Origin of the sequence: Pseudomonas rustica (genome assembly GCF_049959085.1) — a bacterium.
Classification (GTDB): Bacteria; Pseudomonadota; Gammaproteobacteria; order Pseudomonadales; family Pseudomonadaceae; genus Aquipseudomonas; species Aquipseudomonas rustica.
The window spans coordinates 529,109-546,877 of record NZ_CP188200.1; the positions used below are offsets into that span (position 1 = coordinate 529,109).

Consider the following 17,769-nt stretch of genomic DNA (forward strand, 5'->3'; position numbering starts at 1 on the left):
CGTGGGTATTCCTTGTCATTTCGCTTTATTCGAGCTGCAACCGAGTTTCCGTCTGGATCTCGAGCAGTTGGCCACGCGCTACCGTGAGTTGGCGCGCGGCGTTCATCCTGACCGCTTTGCCGACGCTTCCGAGCGTGAGCAGCGAACCGCACTCGAGCAGTCTGCACGGCTCAACGACGCCTATCAGACGCTCAAGAGTCCGGCCCAGCGCGCACGCTACCTGCTGACCATCAGCGGGCATGAAGTGCCGATGGAAGTCACTGTCCATGATCCCGAGTTTCTTCTGCAGCAGATGCAATGGCGCGAAGAGCTTGAAGACCTCCAGGACAGTGCCGACCTCGACGGTGTCGCGGTGTTCAAGCGTCGCTTGAAAGTGGCTCAGGAAGAACTCAACGAAAGCTTCGCAGCCTGTTGGGATGATGCGGCGCAACGCGAACAGGCCGAACGCCTGATGCGGCGCATGCAGTTCCTCGACAAGCTCACCTACGAAGTGCGCCAGTTAGAAGAGCGCCTCGACGATTAACCCAGTGCCGCTCCGGTCGCACGCCTGATATACAGATAAGTCCTGATCACGATGGCCCTACTGCAGATCGCCGAACCCGGCCAAAGTCCTCAACCGCACCAGCGTCGTCTGGCTGTGGGGATCGACTTGGGCACTACCAATTCGCTGGTCGCTGCGTTGCGCAGTGGTCTTTCCGAACCGTTGGCCGACGCAAACGGGCAGGTCATCCTGCCGTCCGCTGTGCGTTACCACGCCGATCACGTCGAAGTCGGCGAGTCGGCGAAGCTGGCCGCCGCGTCCGATCCTTTGAATACTGTGCTGTCGGTCAAGCGCTTGATGGGTCGTGGTCTGTCCGACGTCAAGCAATTGGGCGACCAGTTGCCTTACCGCTTTGTCGGTGGCGAATCGCACATGCCGTTCATCGACACCGTGCAAGGCCCGAAAAGCCCGGTCGAAGTCTCCGCCGATATCCTCAAGGTGCTGCGTCAGCGCGCTGAAGCGACCTTGGGTGGCGAGCTGGTTGGCGCGGTGATCACCGTTCCGGCGTATTTCGATGATGCTCAGCGTCAAGCCACCAAGGATGCGGCCAAGTTGGCCGGTCTGAATGTGCTGCGTCTGCTCAACGAGCCGACTGCGGCCGCCGTGGCGTACGGTCTGGATCAGCACGCCGAAGGCCTGGTCGCAATTTATGACCTCGGCGGCGGTACTTTCGATATTTCGATTCTGCGTCTGACTGGCGGTGTTTTTGAAGTGCTGGCCACTGGCGGCGACAGCGCGCTGGGCGGCGATGATTTCGATCACGCGATTGCCGGCTGGATCATCGAGAGCGCCGGCCTGTCCGCCGATCTCGATCCGGGCGCACAACGTAATCTGCTGCAAACCGCTTGCGCGGCCAAAGAAGCCCTGACCGACTCGGCCAGTGTTGAAGTGGCCTACGGCGACTGGAAAGCACCGCTGACCCGCGAAGCCTTCGATGCGCTGATCGAGCCAATGGTCGCGCGCAGCCTGAAAGCTTGTCGCCGCGCCGTGCGCGACTCCGGCATCGAACTGGACGACGTACACGCTGTGGTTATGGTTGGCGGTTCGACTCGCGTTCCTCGCGTTCGCGAAGCCGTTGCCGAAGCCTTTGGTCGTCAGCCTCTGACCGAAATCGACCCGGATCAAGTGGTGGCCATCGGTGCCGCGATCCAGGCCGATACCCTGGCTGGCAACAAGCGCGATGGCGGCGAACTGCTGCTGCTCGACGTGATTCCACTGTCCCTGGGGCTGGAAACCATGGGCGGTTTGATGGAGAAGGTGATTCCGCGCAACACCACCATCCCCGTCGCTCGCGCACAAGATTTCACTACGTACAAAGACGGCCAGTCGGCCATGGCGATCCACGTTCTGCAGGGTGAGCGCGAGCTGATCAGTGACTGCCGCTCGCTGGCGCGCTTCGAATTGCGTGGCATTCCAGCGATGGTCGCCGGTGCAGCGAAAATTCGCGTGACCTTCCAGGTCGATGCCGACGGTCTGCTCAGCGTGTCTGCCCGTGAGTTGGGCTCAGGCGTTGAAGCGAGCATTCAGGTCAAGCCGTCTTACGGTCTGACCGACGGCGAAATCGCGAAGATGCTCAAGGATTCGTTCCAGCACGCCAATGACGACAAGGTCGCCCGCGTGCTGCGCGAGCAGCAAGTTGATGCCCAACGCCTGATCGAAGCGGTGCAGGGTGCTCTGGAGGTTGATGGCGAGCGTTTGCTCGACGCCGAAGAGCGCATGGTCATCGACCTGCAGCTGCAGGAACTGGCTGAACTGATGAAAGGTACCGATGGTTACGCCATCGAGCAGCAGACCAAGCGTCTGTCGCAAGTGACCGATGCTTTTGCTGCCCGCCGCATGGATCTGACGGTGAAAGCCGCTCTGTCGGGGCGCAATCTGAATGAAATCGAGGATATCTGATGCCGCAGGTCATTTTTCTGCCACACGAGAAGTTCTGCCCTGAAGGCATGGTGGTCGAGGCTGCGCCCGGCACATCGATTCTCGAACTGGCCCACGAACACCACATCGAGATGGAAAGCGCCTGCGGCGGCGTCTGCGCTTGCACCACCTGCCACTGCATCATCCGCGAGGGTTTCGACTCGATGGAAGAGGCTGACGAGCTGGAAGAAGACTTCCTCGATCGTGCATGGGGCCTGGAAGCGCAATCGCGTCTGGCCTGTCAGGCTATCGTTGGTGAAGAAGACATCACCGTCGAAATTCCGAAATATTCGCTTAACCATGCGGCTGAAGCGCCGCACTGACTGGTAAGACTGTCATGAGCTACGGTTGGAATGATGTTCAACGTATTGCAGAAGAACTGGCCGAGGCCCATGCCGGCGTCGATCCATATTCTGTAGGTTTTGTCCGTTTGCAGCAGATGATCCTTGATCTGCCTGACTTCGATGGCACTTCTGGCCGTGTCGGCGAGAAGGTGCTGGAAGCGGTTCAGGAGCTCTGGGCCAAAGAATTGGACTGATCGTCTCGCAGGTTAGGCAATACCCAAGAACCCGCGTATAATTCGCGGGTTTAATTTTTCGCAAATTACCGTTTCTGGAGTTACACCATGGCTGTTCAACGCACTTTCTCCATCATCAAGCCTGACGCTGTTGCAAAAAACGTCATCGGCGAAATCACCACTCGTTTCGAAAAAGCCGGCCTGCGCGTTGTAGCTTCGAAACTGAAGCAACTGTCCAAAGCTGAAGCTGAAGGCTTCTACGCTGAGCACAGCGCTCGTGGTTTCTTCGGCGACCTGGTTGCTTTCATGATCTCCGGCCCTGTTGTTGTTCAGGTTCTGGAAGGCGAAAACGCTATCGCTCTGAACCGTGAGCTGATGGGCGCTACCAACCCTAAAGAAGCTGCTGCCGGCACCATCCGCGCTGACTTCGCTGATTCCATCGACGCCAACGCTGTTCACGGTTCGGACTCCGAAGCCGCAGCTGCTCGTGAAATCTCGTACTTCTTCGCAGCTACTGAAGTAACCACTCGCTAAGCATTGGCTTAAGAGTGAAGGTGAATCCATGACTACATCGACTGTAAAAACCAACCTGCTGGGTCTGACTCAACAGGAAATGGAAAAATTCTTCGACTCAATCGGGGAGAAGCGTTTCCGTGCCGGTCAGGTAATGAAATGGATTCACCACTTTGGTGTCGATGATTTCGACGCCATGACGAACGTCAGCAAGGCCTTGCGCGACAAGCTCAAGGTTATTGCTGAGGTCCGTGGTCCGGAAGTGGTCAGCGAGGACATCTCCACCGACGGCACCCGTAAGTGGGTGGTGCGTGTGGCGTCCGGCAGCTGCGTCGAGACCGTGTACATTCCCCAGGGCAAACGCGGCACTCTGTGCGTTTCGTCCCAGGCAGGCTGTGCCCTGGATTGCAGTTTCTGCTCCACCGGCAAGCAAGGCTTCAATAGCAACCTCACCGCCGCCGAAGTCATCGGTCAGGTGTGGATTGCCAACAAATCTTTCGGCAGTGTCCCGGCAACCGTCGACCGTGCCATCACCAACGTGGTGATGATGGGCATGGGTGAGCCGCTGCTGAACTTCGACAACGTCGTCGCCGCCATGCATCTGATGATGGATGACCTCGGCTACGGGATCTCCAAGCGCCGCGTGACCCTGTCCACCTCGGGCGTGGTGCCGATGATCGATGAGCTGGCCAAGCACATCGACGTCTCCCTGGCGTTGTCCCTGCACGCACCGAATGACGCATTGCGTAACCAATTGGTGCCGATCAACAAGAAATATCCGCTTAAGATGCTGCTCGAGTCGTGCCAGCGTTACATGTCGTCCCTGGGCGAAAAACGTGTGCTGACCATCGAGTACACCTTGCTCAAAGACATCAACGACAAGGTTGAACACGCCGTTGAGATGGTCGAGTTGCTGAAAAATATTCCGTGCAAGATCAACCTGATTCCGTTCAACCCGTTCCCGCATTCCGGGTACGAGCGTCCGAGCAACAACGCGATTCGTCGTTTCCAGGATCAGTTGCATCAGGCCGGTTTCAACGTCACTGTCCGCACCACCCGTGGTGAAGACATCGACGCCGCATGTGGTCAATTGGTAGGGCAGGTGCTGGATCGCACCCGTCGCAGCGAACGTTATATCGCCGTGCGTGAGTTGAACGCCGACAGCGATCTGGCACAGAACGCCGCGAACACTAACTAAGAGAGGATCTCTATGTCCCTGCGCTTTGCGCTGCTGTTGCTGTTGGCCAGCCTGTGTGCTGGTTGTGTCCTGTCGGGTGACTACAACCCGATGAAGACCAGCAAGGGCCGCGATGAAGCGCGGGCTGCGTACGTGCAGTTGGGACTGGGATACTTGCAACAAGGCATGACCGAACGGGCCAAGGTGCCGTTGAAGAAGGCGCTGGAACTCGACAGTTCGGATCCAGACGCCAATGCCGCGCTCGGTTTGGTGTTTCAAGCCGAAATGGAGCCTGCACTGGCCGACGAGCATTTCCGCAAGGCCTTGTCCTCGCGTCCCGCCGATGCCCGTATCCTCAACAACTACGGCAGTTTTCTCTACGAAGAACAGCGTTATAAAGAAGCCTACGAGCGTTTTGAACAGGCGGCCGCCGATACCCTGTATCCTGAGCGCTCGCGTGTGTTCGAGAACCTCGGCATGACGGCGGCGAAACTCGGTCAGCGTGATGTCGCGCAGCAGCAACTGGAAAAAGCCTTGCGGCTGAACCGTCAACAACCGCGCGCATTGCTGGAAATGGCTGAGTTGTCCTTCGAAGACAGGCATTATGTGCCCGCGCGTGACTATTACGACCGTTTCAGCCTGCTGACCGAACAAAATGCACGTAGTCTATTGCTCGGCGTTCGGCTGGCAAAAGTGTTTGAAGATCGCGACAAGGCCGCCAGTTATGGCCTGCAATTAAAACGACTCTATCCCGGTACGCCGGAATATCAGCAATACCTGTCGGAGCAATGATGAAAGCGGCGCATCCCGAAGTTGTAGCAGCGAATCGCGTTAACCCCGGTGAGACCCTGCGCCAGGCCCGCGAAAGCAATGGCTGGTCGCTGGCCGAAGTGGCCCTCAAGCTCAACCTCACCGTGACGTCTCTGGGCAATCTTGAAGCCGGTGCTTTCGACAAGCTGCCGGGGCATACCTTTGCTCGCGGTTATATTCGCGCGTATGCCAAATTGCTCGGCATGGATCAGACCGTTCTGGTTCAGCAGTTCGACCAGTCCACCGGCACCGATTCCCAAGGCAGCAACGTTCACGCCTTGGGCCGTATCGAAGAGCCTGTGCGGGTTTCCCACACTATTTTGCGTATCGTCAGCCTGTTGTTGCTGATCGCGGTCATCGGCGGTGGTTTCGTCTGGTGGCAGGATCAGACCTCGCTGCGTACCAAGGACTTCACCAGCCTGACGCCGGAACACGTTGAAGTCGAAGGCGCCGACGGCACCACGCAGATTCACCCGATCGACGAGCCGGAAGACCAGGCCGTCGCCGAAGGTCAGGCCGAGGGCGCGACCGCTCTGGCGCTGCCACAATCGGAAACCACCGCGGAATCCACCGGTGCCGAAGCTACTGCTCCTGCAACATCGACTGCGCCAGCAACGCCGACCGCTCCAGCGGTTGCGCCGACTGCGCCGGTTCACACGCCAGCGCCAGTGGTTGCCACTCCGGCAACACCTGCTCCGGCTCTGCCTGCCACACCAGCACCAACCACGACTGCACCGATCGCCCCAACCGTGGCTCCAGTGGCACCAGTGGCTGGCGAAGGTCAGGTTTCAATGCAGTTCGTTGCCGATTGCTGGACGCAAGTCACCGATGGCAGCGGCAAAGTATTGTTCAGTGGTCTCAAGCGTAAGGGCGACAGCCTCGCCGTTGCCGGCAAGCCACCGTTTGCCGTCCGCCTGGGCTACGCTCGCGGCGCGCAGGTCAGCTACAACGGCCAGCCGGTCGATGTCGCTCCGTTCACCAGTGGCGAGACTGCTCGCCTGAAGTTGGGTCAATAAGTCATGCACGGCGAATCTCCAATCAAACGTCGCGTTTCGCGCAAGATCTGGGTCGGCAACGTACCGGTGGGCGGCGATGCGCCGATCGCTGTGCAAAGCATGACCAACAGCGACACCAATGACGTTGCCGCCACTGTTGCGCAAATCAATCGTCTGGAAGCCGCCGGCGTCGACATCGTCCGCGTATCGGTACCGGACATGGACGCCGCCGAGGCGTTCGGCAAGATCAAACAACTGGTCAAAGTGCCGTTGGTTGCCGACATCCACTTCGACTACAAGATCGCTCTGCGCGTAGCCGAACTGGGCGTCGACTGCCTGCGCATCAACCCGGGCAACATCGGTCGCGAAGACCGTGTTCGTGCTGTGGTCGATGCCGCGCGTGATCGCGGGATCCCGATCCGCATCGGCGTCAACGCCGGCTCGCTGGAAAAAGACCTGCAAAAGAAATACGGCGAGCCGACCCCGGCCGCGCTGGTTGAGTCTGCTTTGCGTCACGTTGAACACCTCGAACGCCTGAATTTTCAGGACTTCAAGGTCAGCGTGAAGGCCTCCGACGTGTTCATGGCCGTCGAAGCCTACCGCTTGCTGGCGAAAGAAATCGTCCAGCCGCTGCACCTGGGCATCACCGAAGCCGGTGGATTGCGTTCGGGCACAGTGAAATCCGCCGTGGGCCTAGGTATGCTGCTCGCCGAAGGGATTGGCGATACTATCCGCATCTCGCTGGCGGCCGATCCGGTCGAGGAAGTGAAGGTCGGTTACGACATCCTCAAGTCTTTGCATCTGCGTTCCCGTGGCATCAACTTCATCGCCTGCCCGAGCTGCTCGCGGCAGAATTTCGATGTGGTGAAAACCATGAACGAGCTGGAAGGGCGCCTTGAAGACCTGCTGGTGCCGCTGGATGTCGCGGTAATCGGTTGTGTGGTCAACGGCCCCGGCGAAGCCAAGGAAGCCCATATCGGCTTGACCGGCGGCACGCCAAACCTGATTTACATCGACGGCAAGCCGGCGCAGAAACTGACGAATGACAATCTGGTGGACGAGCTGGAAAGGCTGATCCGCCAGAAAGCGGCCGAAAAGGTCGAAGCTGACGCTGCCGTAATTGCGCGCGGCTGACCCTGACTGAAGAGCCGAACGAATTTAAGGATTTAAAGTGAGCAAGTCATTGCAAGCCATTCGTGGCATGAACGACATCCTGCCCGAACAGACTCCCCTGTGGCGTTATTTAGAGGGCACCGTTGCGCGTCTGCTGGATAACTACGGTTACAAGCAGATCCGCATGCCGATCGTCGAGTTCACCGAGCTGTTCAAGCGCTCGATCGGTGAAGTGACCGACATCGTCGAAAAAGAGATGTACACCTTTGAAGACCGCAACGGCGACTCCCTGACCCTGCGTCCGGAAGGCACTGCGGCGTGCGTGCGTGCGGTGCTTGAGCACGGCATCACCGGCGGTGGCCAGGTGCAGAAACTCTGGTACATCGGCCCGATGTTCCGCCACGAGCGTCCGCAGAAAGGCCGTTATCGTCAGTTCCACCAGATCGGTCTGGAGGTGTTCAACCTCGACGGTCCGGACATCGACGCCGAGCTGATCATCATGACCTGGCGCCTGTGGGGCGAGCTGGGTATCCGTGATGCGGTCAAACTTGAACTCAATAGCCTCGGCACCAGCGAGTCCCGTGGGCGTTATCGTGAAGCGCTGGTCGAGTACCTCTCGGCGCACCACGACAAGCTCGACGAAGACAGTCAGCGTCGTCTGAAAACCAACCCGCTGCGCGTGCTCGACACGAAAAATGCCGACACTCAAGCGGTGCTGGTCGATGCGCCGAAGATGGCCGACTACCTCGATGAAGAGTCCCGTGCACACTTCGAAGGTCTGAAATCGCGTCTGGATGCCGTCGGCATTCCGTACGTGCTCAATCCGAAGCTGGTGCGTGGCCTCGATTACTACAGCAAAACCGTTTTCGAATGGGTCACCGACAAGCTCGGCGCCCAGGGCACTGTTTGCGCGGGCGGTCGTTACGACGGTCTGGTCGAGCAAATGGGCGGCAAGCCGACCACCGGCGTTGGTTTCGCCATGGGCATCGAGCGCCTGGTGTTGATGCTCGAAACTCTTGAGCAGATCCCGGAAGAAATCTCCCGTCAGGTCGATGTCTACCTCTGCGCCTTCGGTGAAGAAGCCGAACTGGCCGGTCTGGCCCTGGCTGAACGGGTTCGCGATCAACTTCCAAACCTGCGCCTGCAAGTCAATGCCGGCGCCGGCAGCTTCAAAAGCCAGTTCAAGAAAGCCGACAAGAGCGGTGCGCTGTACGCACTGATCCTCGGTGACGACGAAATGGCCCAGCAAGTGGTAGGTTTCAAACCCCTGCGTGGCCAGGGCGAACAACAAAGCATTGCCTGGGATGCGCTCGCCGCTCACCTGGCCACCTGCGTCGTGCAGGGTTGAAGCTGTCTAAACAGCCGATTTAGCGATTAAGGAGTATTGGGGTGTCGAGTACCGAAGACGAACAGTTGGCGGATTTGAAGGACTGGTGGACACGCAACGGCAAACCTCTGGTCACCGGCGGCCTGTTGGCGCTGGTCATCGTGTTCGGCTGGCAGGCTTATCACAAATATCAGGGCAACCAGTCGCAAGGCGCCTCGGTGCTCTATCAGCAATTGCTGGAAACCACGCTGACGCCTGACGGCAAACCTGATGCTGCCCGCGTTGCGGATCTGGCCGGCAAGCTCAACAGCGAATTCGGCGGTACTGCCTACGCGCAGTACGGCAGCCTGTTCGTCGCCAAAGTGGCGGTCGACAGCGGCAAGCTGGACGACGCCGCGACCGAGCTGAAAGCCATCGTCGACAAACCGGCCAACCCGGCGCTGGGCGAAATCGCCCGTCAGCGTCTGGCACAGGTTTTGGGTGCGCTGAACAAGGCTGAAGACGGTCTGAAACTGCTCGACGGCGACGCCGACAAAGCGTTCCTGGCCACTCGCGAAGAACTCAAGGGCGATCTGCTGGTGCAGCTGGGCCGTACCGATGACGCGAATAAGGCGTATCAAAAAGCCAAGGCAGCACTGTCGGATGAAGCGGCGGTCGGTGGCCTTCAAATCAAGCTCGACGACCTGGCCAAAGGGGATGCGTGACGTGATCCGTTGGAAGCATGCAGCATTGCTGGCTCTGGCCCTTCTGGCCGCGGGTTGCAGCAGCAACAGCAAGAAAGAATTGCCACCGGCTGAACTGACCGACTTCAAAGAAGAAGTGGTTCTGCAAAAGCAGTGGAGTCGTTCGATCGGTGACGGTCAGGGCGAAACCTACAACATGCTGGTGCCGGCGATCGACGGTGACACCATCTACGCCGCCGATGTAACCGGCGTGGTGATGGGCATGGATCGCAGCAACGGCGACGTGAAGTGGAAGCAAGACCTTGAACTGCCTGTCTCCGGCGCCGTTGGCGTGGGGTACGGTCTGGTTCTGATTGGTACGCTGCGTGGCGAAGTCGTCGCTCTGGACGCCAGTAATGGTGAAGAGAAGTGGCGTGCTCGCGTCAACAGCGAAGTACTCGCGCCGCCGGCCAACAACGGCGACGTCGTGGTGGTGCAGACTCAGGACGATCGTCTGATCGGTCTGGATGCCTCCACCGGTACGCAACGCTGGGTGTATGACAGCACCCCGGCCGTTCTGACCCTGCGTGGCACCAGTGCACCGCTGGTCACCAATCGCCTCGCGGTGGCTGGCCTGTCGACTGGTAAAGTCGTCGCCCTGGATATTTCCAACGGCGTGCCGGTCTGGGAACAACGCATTGCGATTCCGCAAGGTCGTTCGGAACTGGAGCGCGTGGTCGACATCGACGGCGGTCTGCTGTTGTCCGGCGGTACCCTGTACGTTGCCAGCTATCAGGGTCGCGTCGCGGCACTGGATCTGGAAAGCGGTCGTCAACTCTGGCAGCGCGATGCGTCGAGCTACGCGGGTATTGCTCAGGGTTTCGGCAGCGTTTACGTGAGCCTGTCTTCGGGCACTGTTGAAGGCGTCGACGAGCGTTCCACCACAGCATTGTGGAGCAACGATTCGCTGGCTCGCCGTCAACTGTCGGCTCCGGAAGTGTTCTCCAGCTATGTAGCAGTGGGTGACCTGGAAGGTTATCTGCACCTGTTGAGTCAGGTTGACGGTCGTTTCGTCGGCCGTGAGCGCATCGACAGCGACGGCCTGCGTGCCCGTCCGCTGGTGGTGGGTGACACGATTTATGTGTATGGCAACAGCGGCAAACTGGAAGCCCTGACCATCAAGTAACAACTATGCTTGGGGATAACACCCCAGGCAGCTTCACTAGTGGAGGTGAACCTGTTCACTCCCACAGTGTTGCCCCGAGCACCAGCCGCTGCCTCGCAGCGGCTTTTGTATTTTCTGAAATAACGAAGTGGAGAGCCGCATGGTTCCCGTAATCGCCCTGGTGGGCCGACCGAACGTCGGCAAGTCCACCTTGTTCAACCGCCTGACCAGGACTCGCGACGCCATCGTCGGCGACTTGTCCGGTCTGACCCGTGATCGCCAGTACGGTGAGGCCAAGTGGCAAGGGCGTTCCTACATTCTGGTCGACACCGGTGGTATCTCCGGTGACGAGCACGGTATGGACGAAAAAATGGCCGAGCAGTCGCTGCTGGCCATTGAAGAAGCAGATGTTGTGCTGTTCCTGGTAGATGCCAAGGCCGGTTTCACCGCCGCCGACCAGATGATCGCCGAACACCTGCGCAAACGTAACAAGCGTTCCTACGTGGTTGCCAACAAGGTCGACAACATCGACCCGGAAATGGCCCGCGCTGAATTCGCACCACTGGGCATGGGCCACGCGATTCCAATCGCTGGTGCTCATGGCCGTGGCATCACGCAGATGCTGGAAATCGCCCTGGGTGATTTCCCGCGTGATGAAGAAGAGCCGGAAGACGGCGAAGAAGAAATCGTTGCCGAAGGTGAGGAAGCCAAGCGCATTCCTGGCCCGAGCGAAAAAGACGGGATCAAGATCGCCATCATCGGTCGTCCGAACGTCGGCAAATCGACCCTGGTCAACCGTATGCTCGGTGAAGACCGGGTAATCGTTTATGACCAGCCTGGCACCACCCGCGACAGTATCTACATCCCGTTCGAGCGGAATGAAGAAAAATACACGCTGATCGACACCGCCGGTGTGCGCAAGCGCGGCAAGATCCACGAAGAAGTCGAAAAATTCTCCGTGGTCAAAACCCTGCAAGCGATTAAAGACGCCAACGTGGTGATCTTTGTGATGGACGCCCGTGAAGGTGTGGTCGACCACGACCTCAACCTGCTCGGCTTCGCCATCGAGTCGGGCCGTGCGCTGGTGATCGCGATCAACAAGTGGGACGGCATGACGCCGAGCGAGCGCGACTTCGTCAAGGTCGAGCTGCAGCGTCGTCTGTTCTTCGTTGATTACGCCGATATCCACTTCATCTCGGCACTGCACGGTACTGGCGTGGGCAACCTCTACGCGTCCGTACAGAACTCGTTCAAGTCCGCGGTCACCCGCTGGCCGACCAACCGTCTGACCCAGATTCTGGAAGACGCGGTGGGCGAGCACGCGCCACCGATGGTCAACAACCGCCGGATCAAGCTGCGTTACGCCCACTTGGGTGGTGCTAACCCGCCGATCATCGTGATCCACGGTAACCAGATCGAGAAAGTGCCGAAGTCGTATGTGCGCTATCTGGAGAACACTTACCGTCGTGTGCTCAAGCTGGTCGGTACGCCGATCCGCATCGAGTTCAAGGGCGGCGAGAACCCGTACGAAGGCAACAAAAACACCCTGACCGACCGCCAGGTCAACAGGAAGCGTCGAATGATGTCGCACAGCAAGAAAGCCGACAAAAAGCGCCGCGACAAGAAGTAATTGAGGTGGCCATTCCTGCCTTGGTGTGGGAATGCTCAATGGCTTCTGTAGGAGCTGCCGCAGGCTGCGATCTTTTGATTTTGCTTTAAAGGCAAGATCAGAAGATCGCAGCCTTCGGCAGCTCCTACAGGGTTAGGCGATAAGAAGGGTGCCATCCGGCGCCCTTTTTTTATGGGCGCCGGATGGGCTATCCTCGGGCTCTCCCGCGCCGTCGTCAGAGCCGGGTGTTGAGCAGGGAACCCCCGATGATCACCAGTAAGCTGCCGAATGTCGGCATCACTATTTTCACGCAGATGTCTCAGCTCGCGGCGCAGACCGGCGCGATCAACCTGTCCCAGGGTTTTCCTGATTTCGACGGCCCGCAGTCGCTGCGCGATGCGGTCGGTCGGCACATTGCCAGTGGCCACAACCAGTATTCGCCGATGACCGGTTTGCCGGCGCTGCGCGAACAGATTGCGCTGAAGATCGCGCGCAGCTACGGCGTGCAGGTCAACGCCGACAGCGAAGTGACCGTCACTCCCGGTGCGACTCAAGCCATCTTCTGTGCGATTCAGGCAGTTATCCACAGCGGCGACGAAGTCATCGTGTTCGATCCATGCTACGACAGCTATGCACCGGCAACGGAATTGGCGGGCGGTCGTTGCGTGCATGTGCAACTGAACCCGGATGACTTCTCCATCGATTTCGAGCAGCTCGCGGCGGCCCTGAGCCCGCGCACGAAAATGATCGTCATCAACACCCCGCACAACCCGAGCGGTGCCCTGATCACTCGCGCGGAACTCGATCAACTGGCAGCGCTGATCCGCGACCGCGACATCTACCTGATCAGCGATGAAGTCTACGAACACCTGGTCTTCGACGGCGTGCCCCACGTCAGCGTGCTCGCGCACGAAGAGCTGTATCAACGCGCCTTCGTGGTCAGCTCGTTCGGTAAGACCTATCACGTCACGGGCTGGAAAACCGGCTATGTCGTTGCGCCGCCGGCACTGACCGCCGAACTGCGCAAAGTCCATCAGTACGTCAGCTTCTGCGGCGTGACACCGCTGCAATACGCGTTGGCCGATTACATGGCCGAGCACCCGGAGCACGTCGAAGAGTTGCCGGATTTTTATCAGGCCAAACGCGACCTGTTCTGCGACCTGCTGGCCCCGTCTCGCTTCACCTTCAGCCGTGTCGCGGGCACCTATTTCCAACTGGTCGATTACTCGCAGATCCGTCCTGATTTGAACGACGTCGAGATGGCCATGTGGATGACCCGCGAACACGGCGTGGCGAGTATTCCGGTGTCGGTGTTCTACCAGAATCCACCGCAAGGCCAGCGCCTGGTGCGTCTGTGCTTTGCCAAACGCGAGGAGACGCTGCGTGAAGCGGCGGCGAAACTATGCGTGATCTGAGTGCATTACCCGATCTTAATCTGGCGCTGATCCAGACCACCCTGGCCTGGCACGACCGTCAGGCCAACTTCGAGCATTTCGAGCAATTGCTGGAGCAGGCGCGGGGGGCGGATTTGATCATCCTGCCGGAAATGTTCACCACCGGTTTCTCCATGGAGTCAGAAACGCTCGCCGAAGCCGAGAACGGCCCAACCAGCAAATGGCTGCGGGTTCAGGCGGCGAAACTCGATGCGGTGATTACCGGCAGCGTGATTATTCAGGCGGCAGACGGCAGCCATCGCAATCGCCTGCTGTGGGCGCGGCCGGACGGTGAAGTGTTGCATTACGACAAGCGTCATCTGTTCCGCATGGCCGGTGAGCACAATCACTACACGCCCGGCGAACGGCAGGTGCAGTTCGAACTGAAGGGTTGGCGTGTGCGTCCGCTGATTTGCTACGACCTGCGCTTCCCGGTGTGGAGCCGTGATTCGCAGGATACGGATTTGCTGCTGTACACCGCGAACTGGCCTGGTGCGCGGCGTTTGCACTGGAACCGTTTGCTGCCGGCGCGGGCGATCGAAAACCTTTGTTATGTGGCAGCGGTGAATCGCGTTGGCACTGATGGTAAGGGTTTCGCTTATACCGGTGACAGTCAGGTGCTGGATTTCCAGGGCGAGAGCTTGCTGGCGGCGGGGGAGGCGGACGGTGTGTTCAAGGTGGTGCTGGAAGCGGCGCCATTGGCGGCGTATCGCGAGCGCTTTCCGGCGAATCTGGATGCCGATACCTTCGAGTTCACCTGATTCCTGCGGCGCCTGACAGGACGCCTTCGCGAGCAGGCTCGCTCCCACATTTGCTGATCGTTCCCACGCTCTGCGTGGGAATGCAGCCCGTGACGCTCTGCGTCACTGGACGCGGAGCGTCCCCTGATTCATTCCCACGCGGAGCGTGGGAACGATCGCACAGGGTGTACGAAATCCCAATGTAGGAGCTGCCGAAGGCTGCGATCTTTTGATCTTGAACAAAAAGGCCCCGAAGCTTTAGCTTCGGGGCCTTTTGCATTTCAGCAGTCGATTACGCCGCTTTCGCCTCAGGCTGGCTCAGCGAGCGGTTCAGCGCGCTGAACAAGGCCTTGAAGCTGGCCGTGGTGATGTTTTCATCGATACCCACGCCGTGCACCGCACGCTCACCGTTCACACGCAGCTCGATGTACGCCGCCGCTTTGGCGTTGGTGCCGGCGCCGATTGCGTGTTCGTTGTAGTCCATGATCTCCACCGGAATCGGCAGGCCGGCGACCAGTGCTTCCAGCGCACCGTTGCCCTTGCCGCGCCAGTGCAGGTTGGTTTCGCCCTGACCTTTGCTCGCCACTTCCACTTCAACATTGCTGTTGCCGTTTTCTTCCTGCAAGCGATGGCTGACCAGCGCGTACGGGGTGTTGGCTTGCAGGTATTCGCTGATCAACAGCGAGTGAATCTGCTTGGCGGTCATCTCCAGACCGAGACGATCGGTTTCACGCTGCACGACCTGGCTGAATTCGATCTGCATGCGACGTGGCAGGCTGATGCCGTATTCCTGCTCCAGCAAGTACGCGATGCCGCCCTTGCCCGACTGGCTGTTGACGCGAATCACCGCCTCGTAGCTACGGCCGATGTCGGCCGGGTCGATCGGCAAGTACGGCACTTCCCACAGTGCGTCTGGTTTCTGCTGGGAGAAACCTTTGCGGATCGCATCCTGGTGCGAGCCGGAGAACGCGGTGTGCACCAGGTCGCCAACGTAAGGGTGACGCGGGTGAACCTGAATCTGGTTGCACTCTTCAACGACTTTGCGCACGCCGTCGATGTCGGAGAAGTCCAGCTGCGGGTCGAGACCCTGGGTGTACATGTTCAATGCGACGGTGACGAGGTCGACGTTACCGGTACGCTCGCCATTGCCGAACAGGCAGCCTTCGACGCGATCAGCGCCCGCCATCAGGCCCAGCTCGGTGGCGGCGACGCCTGTGCCACGGTCGTTGTGGGTGTGCAGGCTGATGATCACGCTGTCACGACGATTGATGTTGCGGCCGAACCACTCGATCTGATCGGCGTAGATGTTCGGCGTCGCGCACTCAACGGTGGCGGGCAGGTTGAGGATCATCTTGTGCTCAGGCGTCGGGTTCCAGACCTCAATCACCGCATCACAGACTTCCTTGGCGAATTCCAGCTCGGTAGCGCTGAAGGTTTCCGGCGAGTATTCGAACGTCCACTCGGTGTCCGGCTGCATCGCGGCGTATTTGACGAACAGCTTGGCAGCGTTCACGGCGATGGCCTTGATGCCGTCCTTGTCCTGGTTGAAGACGATACGACGGAAAGAAGGCGAAGTGGCGTTGTACAAGTGAACGATGGCTTTCTTCGCGCCGCGCAGGGATTCGAAGGTGCGCTCGATCAAGTCTTCACGACCCTGGGTCAGCACCTGAATGGTGGTGTCGTCCGGGATGTGGCCTTCTTCGATGAGGGTGCGCACGAAGTCGAAGTCGGTTTGCGAAGCGGCCGGGAACGAGGCTTCGATTTCCTTCACGCCGACTTGCACCAGGGTTTTCCAGAAGCGCAGCTTTTTCACCGCGTCCATCGGCTCGATCAGCGACTGGTTGCCGTCACGCAGGTCGGAGCTGCACCAGATCGGCGCGGTGTCGATGGTCTTCGACGGCCAGGTGCGATCCGGCAGGTTGATGACAGGAAACGCGCGGTATTTCGAAGACGGGTCTTTGAGCATGCTCATCGGGAAATTCCTTATTGTCTGGGCCGAAAAAAGGCGGCCTGCCGGTGTTACGAATATGTCGGGAAAAGCTCTGGGCGAGGCGCAGCGATTCAGCCTGGCAGTCGTGCGCTGACGAGGCACAGGCTGCGGTGCTGGCGAAGCTGAATGAGGGTGTGAGAGGTTTTCATGCCTTCAACCCTAACCGCGAGGGGAGAGGATGGCAAGCAGTCGAAAAAAATTGAGAGGAATACTCGGAAAGCGGGGTTTAGCAGGATTTTATTGCGAGTAAGTCAGCAGATCTTGTTGAAGTTTGCGTGAGGTTAGATTGGGACGCAATTGACGGTGGTGGGTGTCAGAGGGTGTTTTAGTGGTTTTGAGGCCGTCTTCGCGAGCAAGCTCTGCTCCTACAAGTATGCGGTGTCCTTGTAGGAGCAAAGCTTGCTCGCGAAGAGGCCATTAGCCTCACCGAATGTCTTAAGGTTGGAAGGCTCCAATAAAAATCGCCGGATCCACCCGCGCATCATTCAGGCTGACATTCCAGTGCATATGCGGCCCGGTCGCGCGGCCGGTCATGCCCACCTTGCCCACCACCGCACCACGCGCCAGTTGCTGGCCGTCCTTCACGTCAATCTTCGACATATGGCAGAACATGCTGATAAAGCCCTGCCCGTGGTCGACAAACACCGTGTTGCCATTAAAGAAGTAATTGCCGATCAGAATCACCTTTCCCGCCGCCGGGGTCTTGATCGGCGTACCTGCCGGCACCGCAAAGTCGAGGCCCGCGTGCGGATTGCGTTCTTCACCATTAAAAAAACGGCGCACACCAAACTTGCTCGACAGCGGCCCGTTGACCGGCTTGTCCAACAGCAGATTGCTCGGCGTATTCGGGCTGAAACTGCGATAGGCCTTGATCTGCACGGCCAGCTCACCCTCGATGCGCTTGAGGTTCGACTGATCCGGATTGACCTGCTGCTTGTTCTTCAGGGTGATGTGCTGTTCCGGGTATTTCTTGTTACCGACAGTAAACGGCAGATTACGGCCGCCACTGCTGATCTGCTGCGCACCCGGTTTGACCGTCAACGGCACGCCGACGATTGCCAGCCAGTTGTCCTGTTCCTTGACCACCAGCACCGGTTTGCCTTGATAGGTGGCGGTCGGCGCCTGCGCGGCCGTGCCCAGATCAACCACGGCGACGCCACCCGGTACCGGTTTGTTGAGCATGCGGGTGATGTAGCTGTCGGCATGGGCGTTGAAGGTCAGGCAGAGCAAAAACAGTGGAGCCAGAAAACGCGGCATGGA

At 59.2% G+C, this 17,769-nt stretch carries 17 protein-coding genes; 15 read left to right on the forward strand and 2 right to left on the reverse strand.

From position 1 onward, the window contains the following. The first annotated feature begins 1 nt into the window (after position 1). The 15 genes from hscB to ACP3TY_RS02670 all read left to right on the forward strand — a co-directional run bounded on the left by hscB (position 2) and on the right by ACP3TY_RS02670 (position 14,540). Complete coding sequence (gene hscB, locus ACP3TY_RS02600; protein WP_053123537.1) at positions 2 to 523, forward strand: co-chaperone HscB; 522 nt, start codon at positions 2 to 4, stop codon at positions 521 to 523. Positions 524 to 574: 51 nt separating this feature from the next. Further along, entirely contained in the window at positions 575 to 2,440 is a 1,866-nt protein-coding gene (gene hscA / locus ACP3TY_RS02605) for a Fe-S protein assembly chaperone HscA (RefSeq protein WP_053123535.1), read from the forward strand. Continuing rightward, entirely contained in the window at positions 2,440 to 2,781 is a 342-nt protein-coding gene (gene fdx / locus ACP3TY_RS02610) for an ISC system 2Fe-2S type ferredoxin (protein ID WP_007916885.1), read from the forward strand. Before hscA ends, fdx begins: the two co-directional genes overlap by 1 nt. Positions 2,782 to 2,795: 14 nt before the next feature. Continuing rightward, on the forward strand, positions 2,796 to 2,996 hold the full coding sequence (iscX, locus tag ACP3TY_RS02615) for a Fe-S cluster assembly protein IscX (protein ID WP_053123533.1): 201 nt from the start codon (positions 2,796 to 2,798) through the stop codon (positions 2,994 to 2,996). 87 nt (positions 2,997 to 3,083) lie between these two features. Continuing rightward, on the forward strand, positions 3,084 to 3,509 hold the full coding sequence (ndk, locus tag ACP3TY_RS02620; protein WP_007916882.1) for a nucleoside-diphosphate kinase: 426 nt from the start codon (positions 3,084 to 3,086) through the stop codon (positions 3,507 to 3,509). A 28-nt stretch (positions 3,510 to 3,537) separates the two neighbouring features. Further along, the gene (rlmN, locus tag ACP3TY_RS02625) at positions 3,538 to 4,686 is read left to right on the forward strand and encodes a 23S rRNA (adenine(2503)-C(2))-methyltransferase RlmN (protein WP_008084652.1); all 1,149 of its coding nucleotides are present in this window, start codon (positions 3,538 to 3,540) and stop codon (positions 4,684 to 4,686) included. Between the two features lie 12 nt (positions 4,687 to 4,698). Further along, positions 4,699 to 5,457, forward strand: coding sequence for a type IV pilus biogenesis/stability protein PilW (gene pilW / locus ACP3TY_RS02630; protein ID WP_053123531.1), 759 nt, complete (start codon positions 4,699 to 4,701; stop codon positions 5,455 to 5,457). Next, entirely contained in the window at positions 5,457 to 6,491 is a 1,035-nt protein-coding gene (locus ACP3TY_RS02635; protein ID WP_426619191.1) for a RodZ domain-containing protein, read from the forward strand. Before pilW ends, ACP3TY_RS02635 begins: the two co-directional genes overlap by 1 nt. A gap of 3 nt (positions 6,492 to 6,494) precedes the next feature. Further along, entirely contained in the window at positions 6,495 to 7,604 is a 1,110-nt protein-coding gene (ispG, locus tag ACP3TY_RS02640) for a flavodoxin-dependent (E)-4-hydroxy-3-methylbut-2-enyl-diphosphate synthase (protein WP_008084646.1), read from the forward strand. A 37-nt stretch (positions 7,605 to 7,641) separates the two neighbouring features. After that, the gene (hisS, locus tag ACP3TY_RS02645; protein ID WP_426619192.1) at positions 7,642 to 8,931 is read left to right on the forward strand and encodes a histidine--tRNA ligase; all 1,290 of its coding nucleotides are present in this window, start codon (positions 7,642 to 7,644) and stop codon (positions 8,929 to 8,931) included. Between the two features lie 41 nt (positions 8,932 to 8,972). After that, positions 8,973 to 9,614, forward strand: a complete 642-nt coding sequence (locus ACP3TY_RS02650; RefSeq protein ID WP_053123524.1) for a YfgM family protein — start codon at positions 8,973 to 8,975, stop codon at positions 9,612 to 9,614. Continuing rightward, complete coding sequence (bamB, locus tag ACP3TY_RS02655; protein ID WP_053123522.1) at positions 9,607 to 10,758, forward strand: outer membrane protein assembly factor BamB; 1,152 nt, start codon at positions 9,607 to 9,609, stop codon at positions 10,756 to 10,758. The genes ACP3TY_RS02650 and bamB overlap by 8 nt, the downstream gene beginning before the upstream one ends. Positions 10,759 to 10,897: 139 nt before the next feature. Further along, the gene (gene der, locus ACP3TY_RS02660) at positions 10,898 to 12,367 is read left to right on the forward strand and encodes a ribosome biogenesis GTPase Der (protein ID WP_053123520.1); all 1,470 of its coding nucleotides are present in this window, start codon (positions 10,898 to 10,900) and stop codon (positions 12,365 to 12,367) included. A 245-nt stretch (positions 12,368 to 12,612) separates the two neighbouring features. After that, positions 12,613 to 13,761 (forward strand): pyridoxal phosphate-dependent aminotransferase, encoded by a 1,149-nt coding sequence (locus ACP3TY_RS02665; protein WP_426619193.1) that lies wholly within the window; start codon positions 12,613 to 12,615, stop codon positions 13,759 to 13,761. Then, positions 13,749 to 14,540: an amidohydrolase gene (locus ACP3TY_RS02670; protein ID WP_212548801.1), complete on the forward strand. Its 792-nt coding sequence runs from the start codon at positions 13,749 to 13,751 to the stop codon at positions 14,538 to 14,540. Before ACP3TY_RS02665 ends, ACP3TY_RS02670 begins: the two co-directional genes overlap by 13 nt. 271 nt (positions 14,541 to 14,811) lie before the next feature. Here ACP3TY_RS02670 and leuA read toward each other — a convergent pair whose 3' ends face one another. Together leuA and ACP3TY_RS02680 are read right to left on the reverse strand one after the other, a co-directional pair. Next, on the reverse strand, positions 14,812 to 16,491 hold the full coding sequence (gene leuA, locus ACP3TY_RS02675; RefSeq protein WP_053123514.1) for a 2-isopropylmalate synthase: 1,680 nt from the start codon (positions 16,489 to 16,491) through the stop codon (positions 14,812 to 14,814). 453 nt (positions 16,492 to 16,944) lie between these two features. Beyond that, complete coding sequence (locus tag ACP3TY_RS02680) at positions 16,945 to 17,766, reverse strand: peptidoglycan DD-metalloendopeptidase family protein (protein WP_282354647.1); 822 nt, start codon at positions 17,764 to 17,766, stop codon at positions 16,945 to 16,947. Positions 17,767 to 17,769 lie beyond the last annotated feature (3 nt).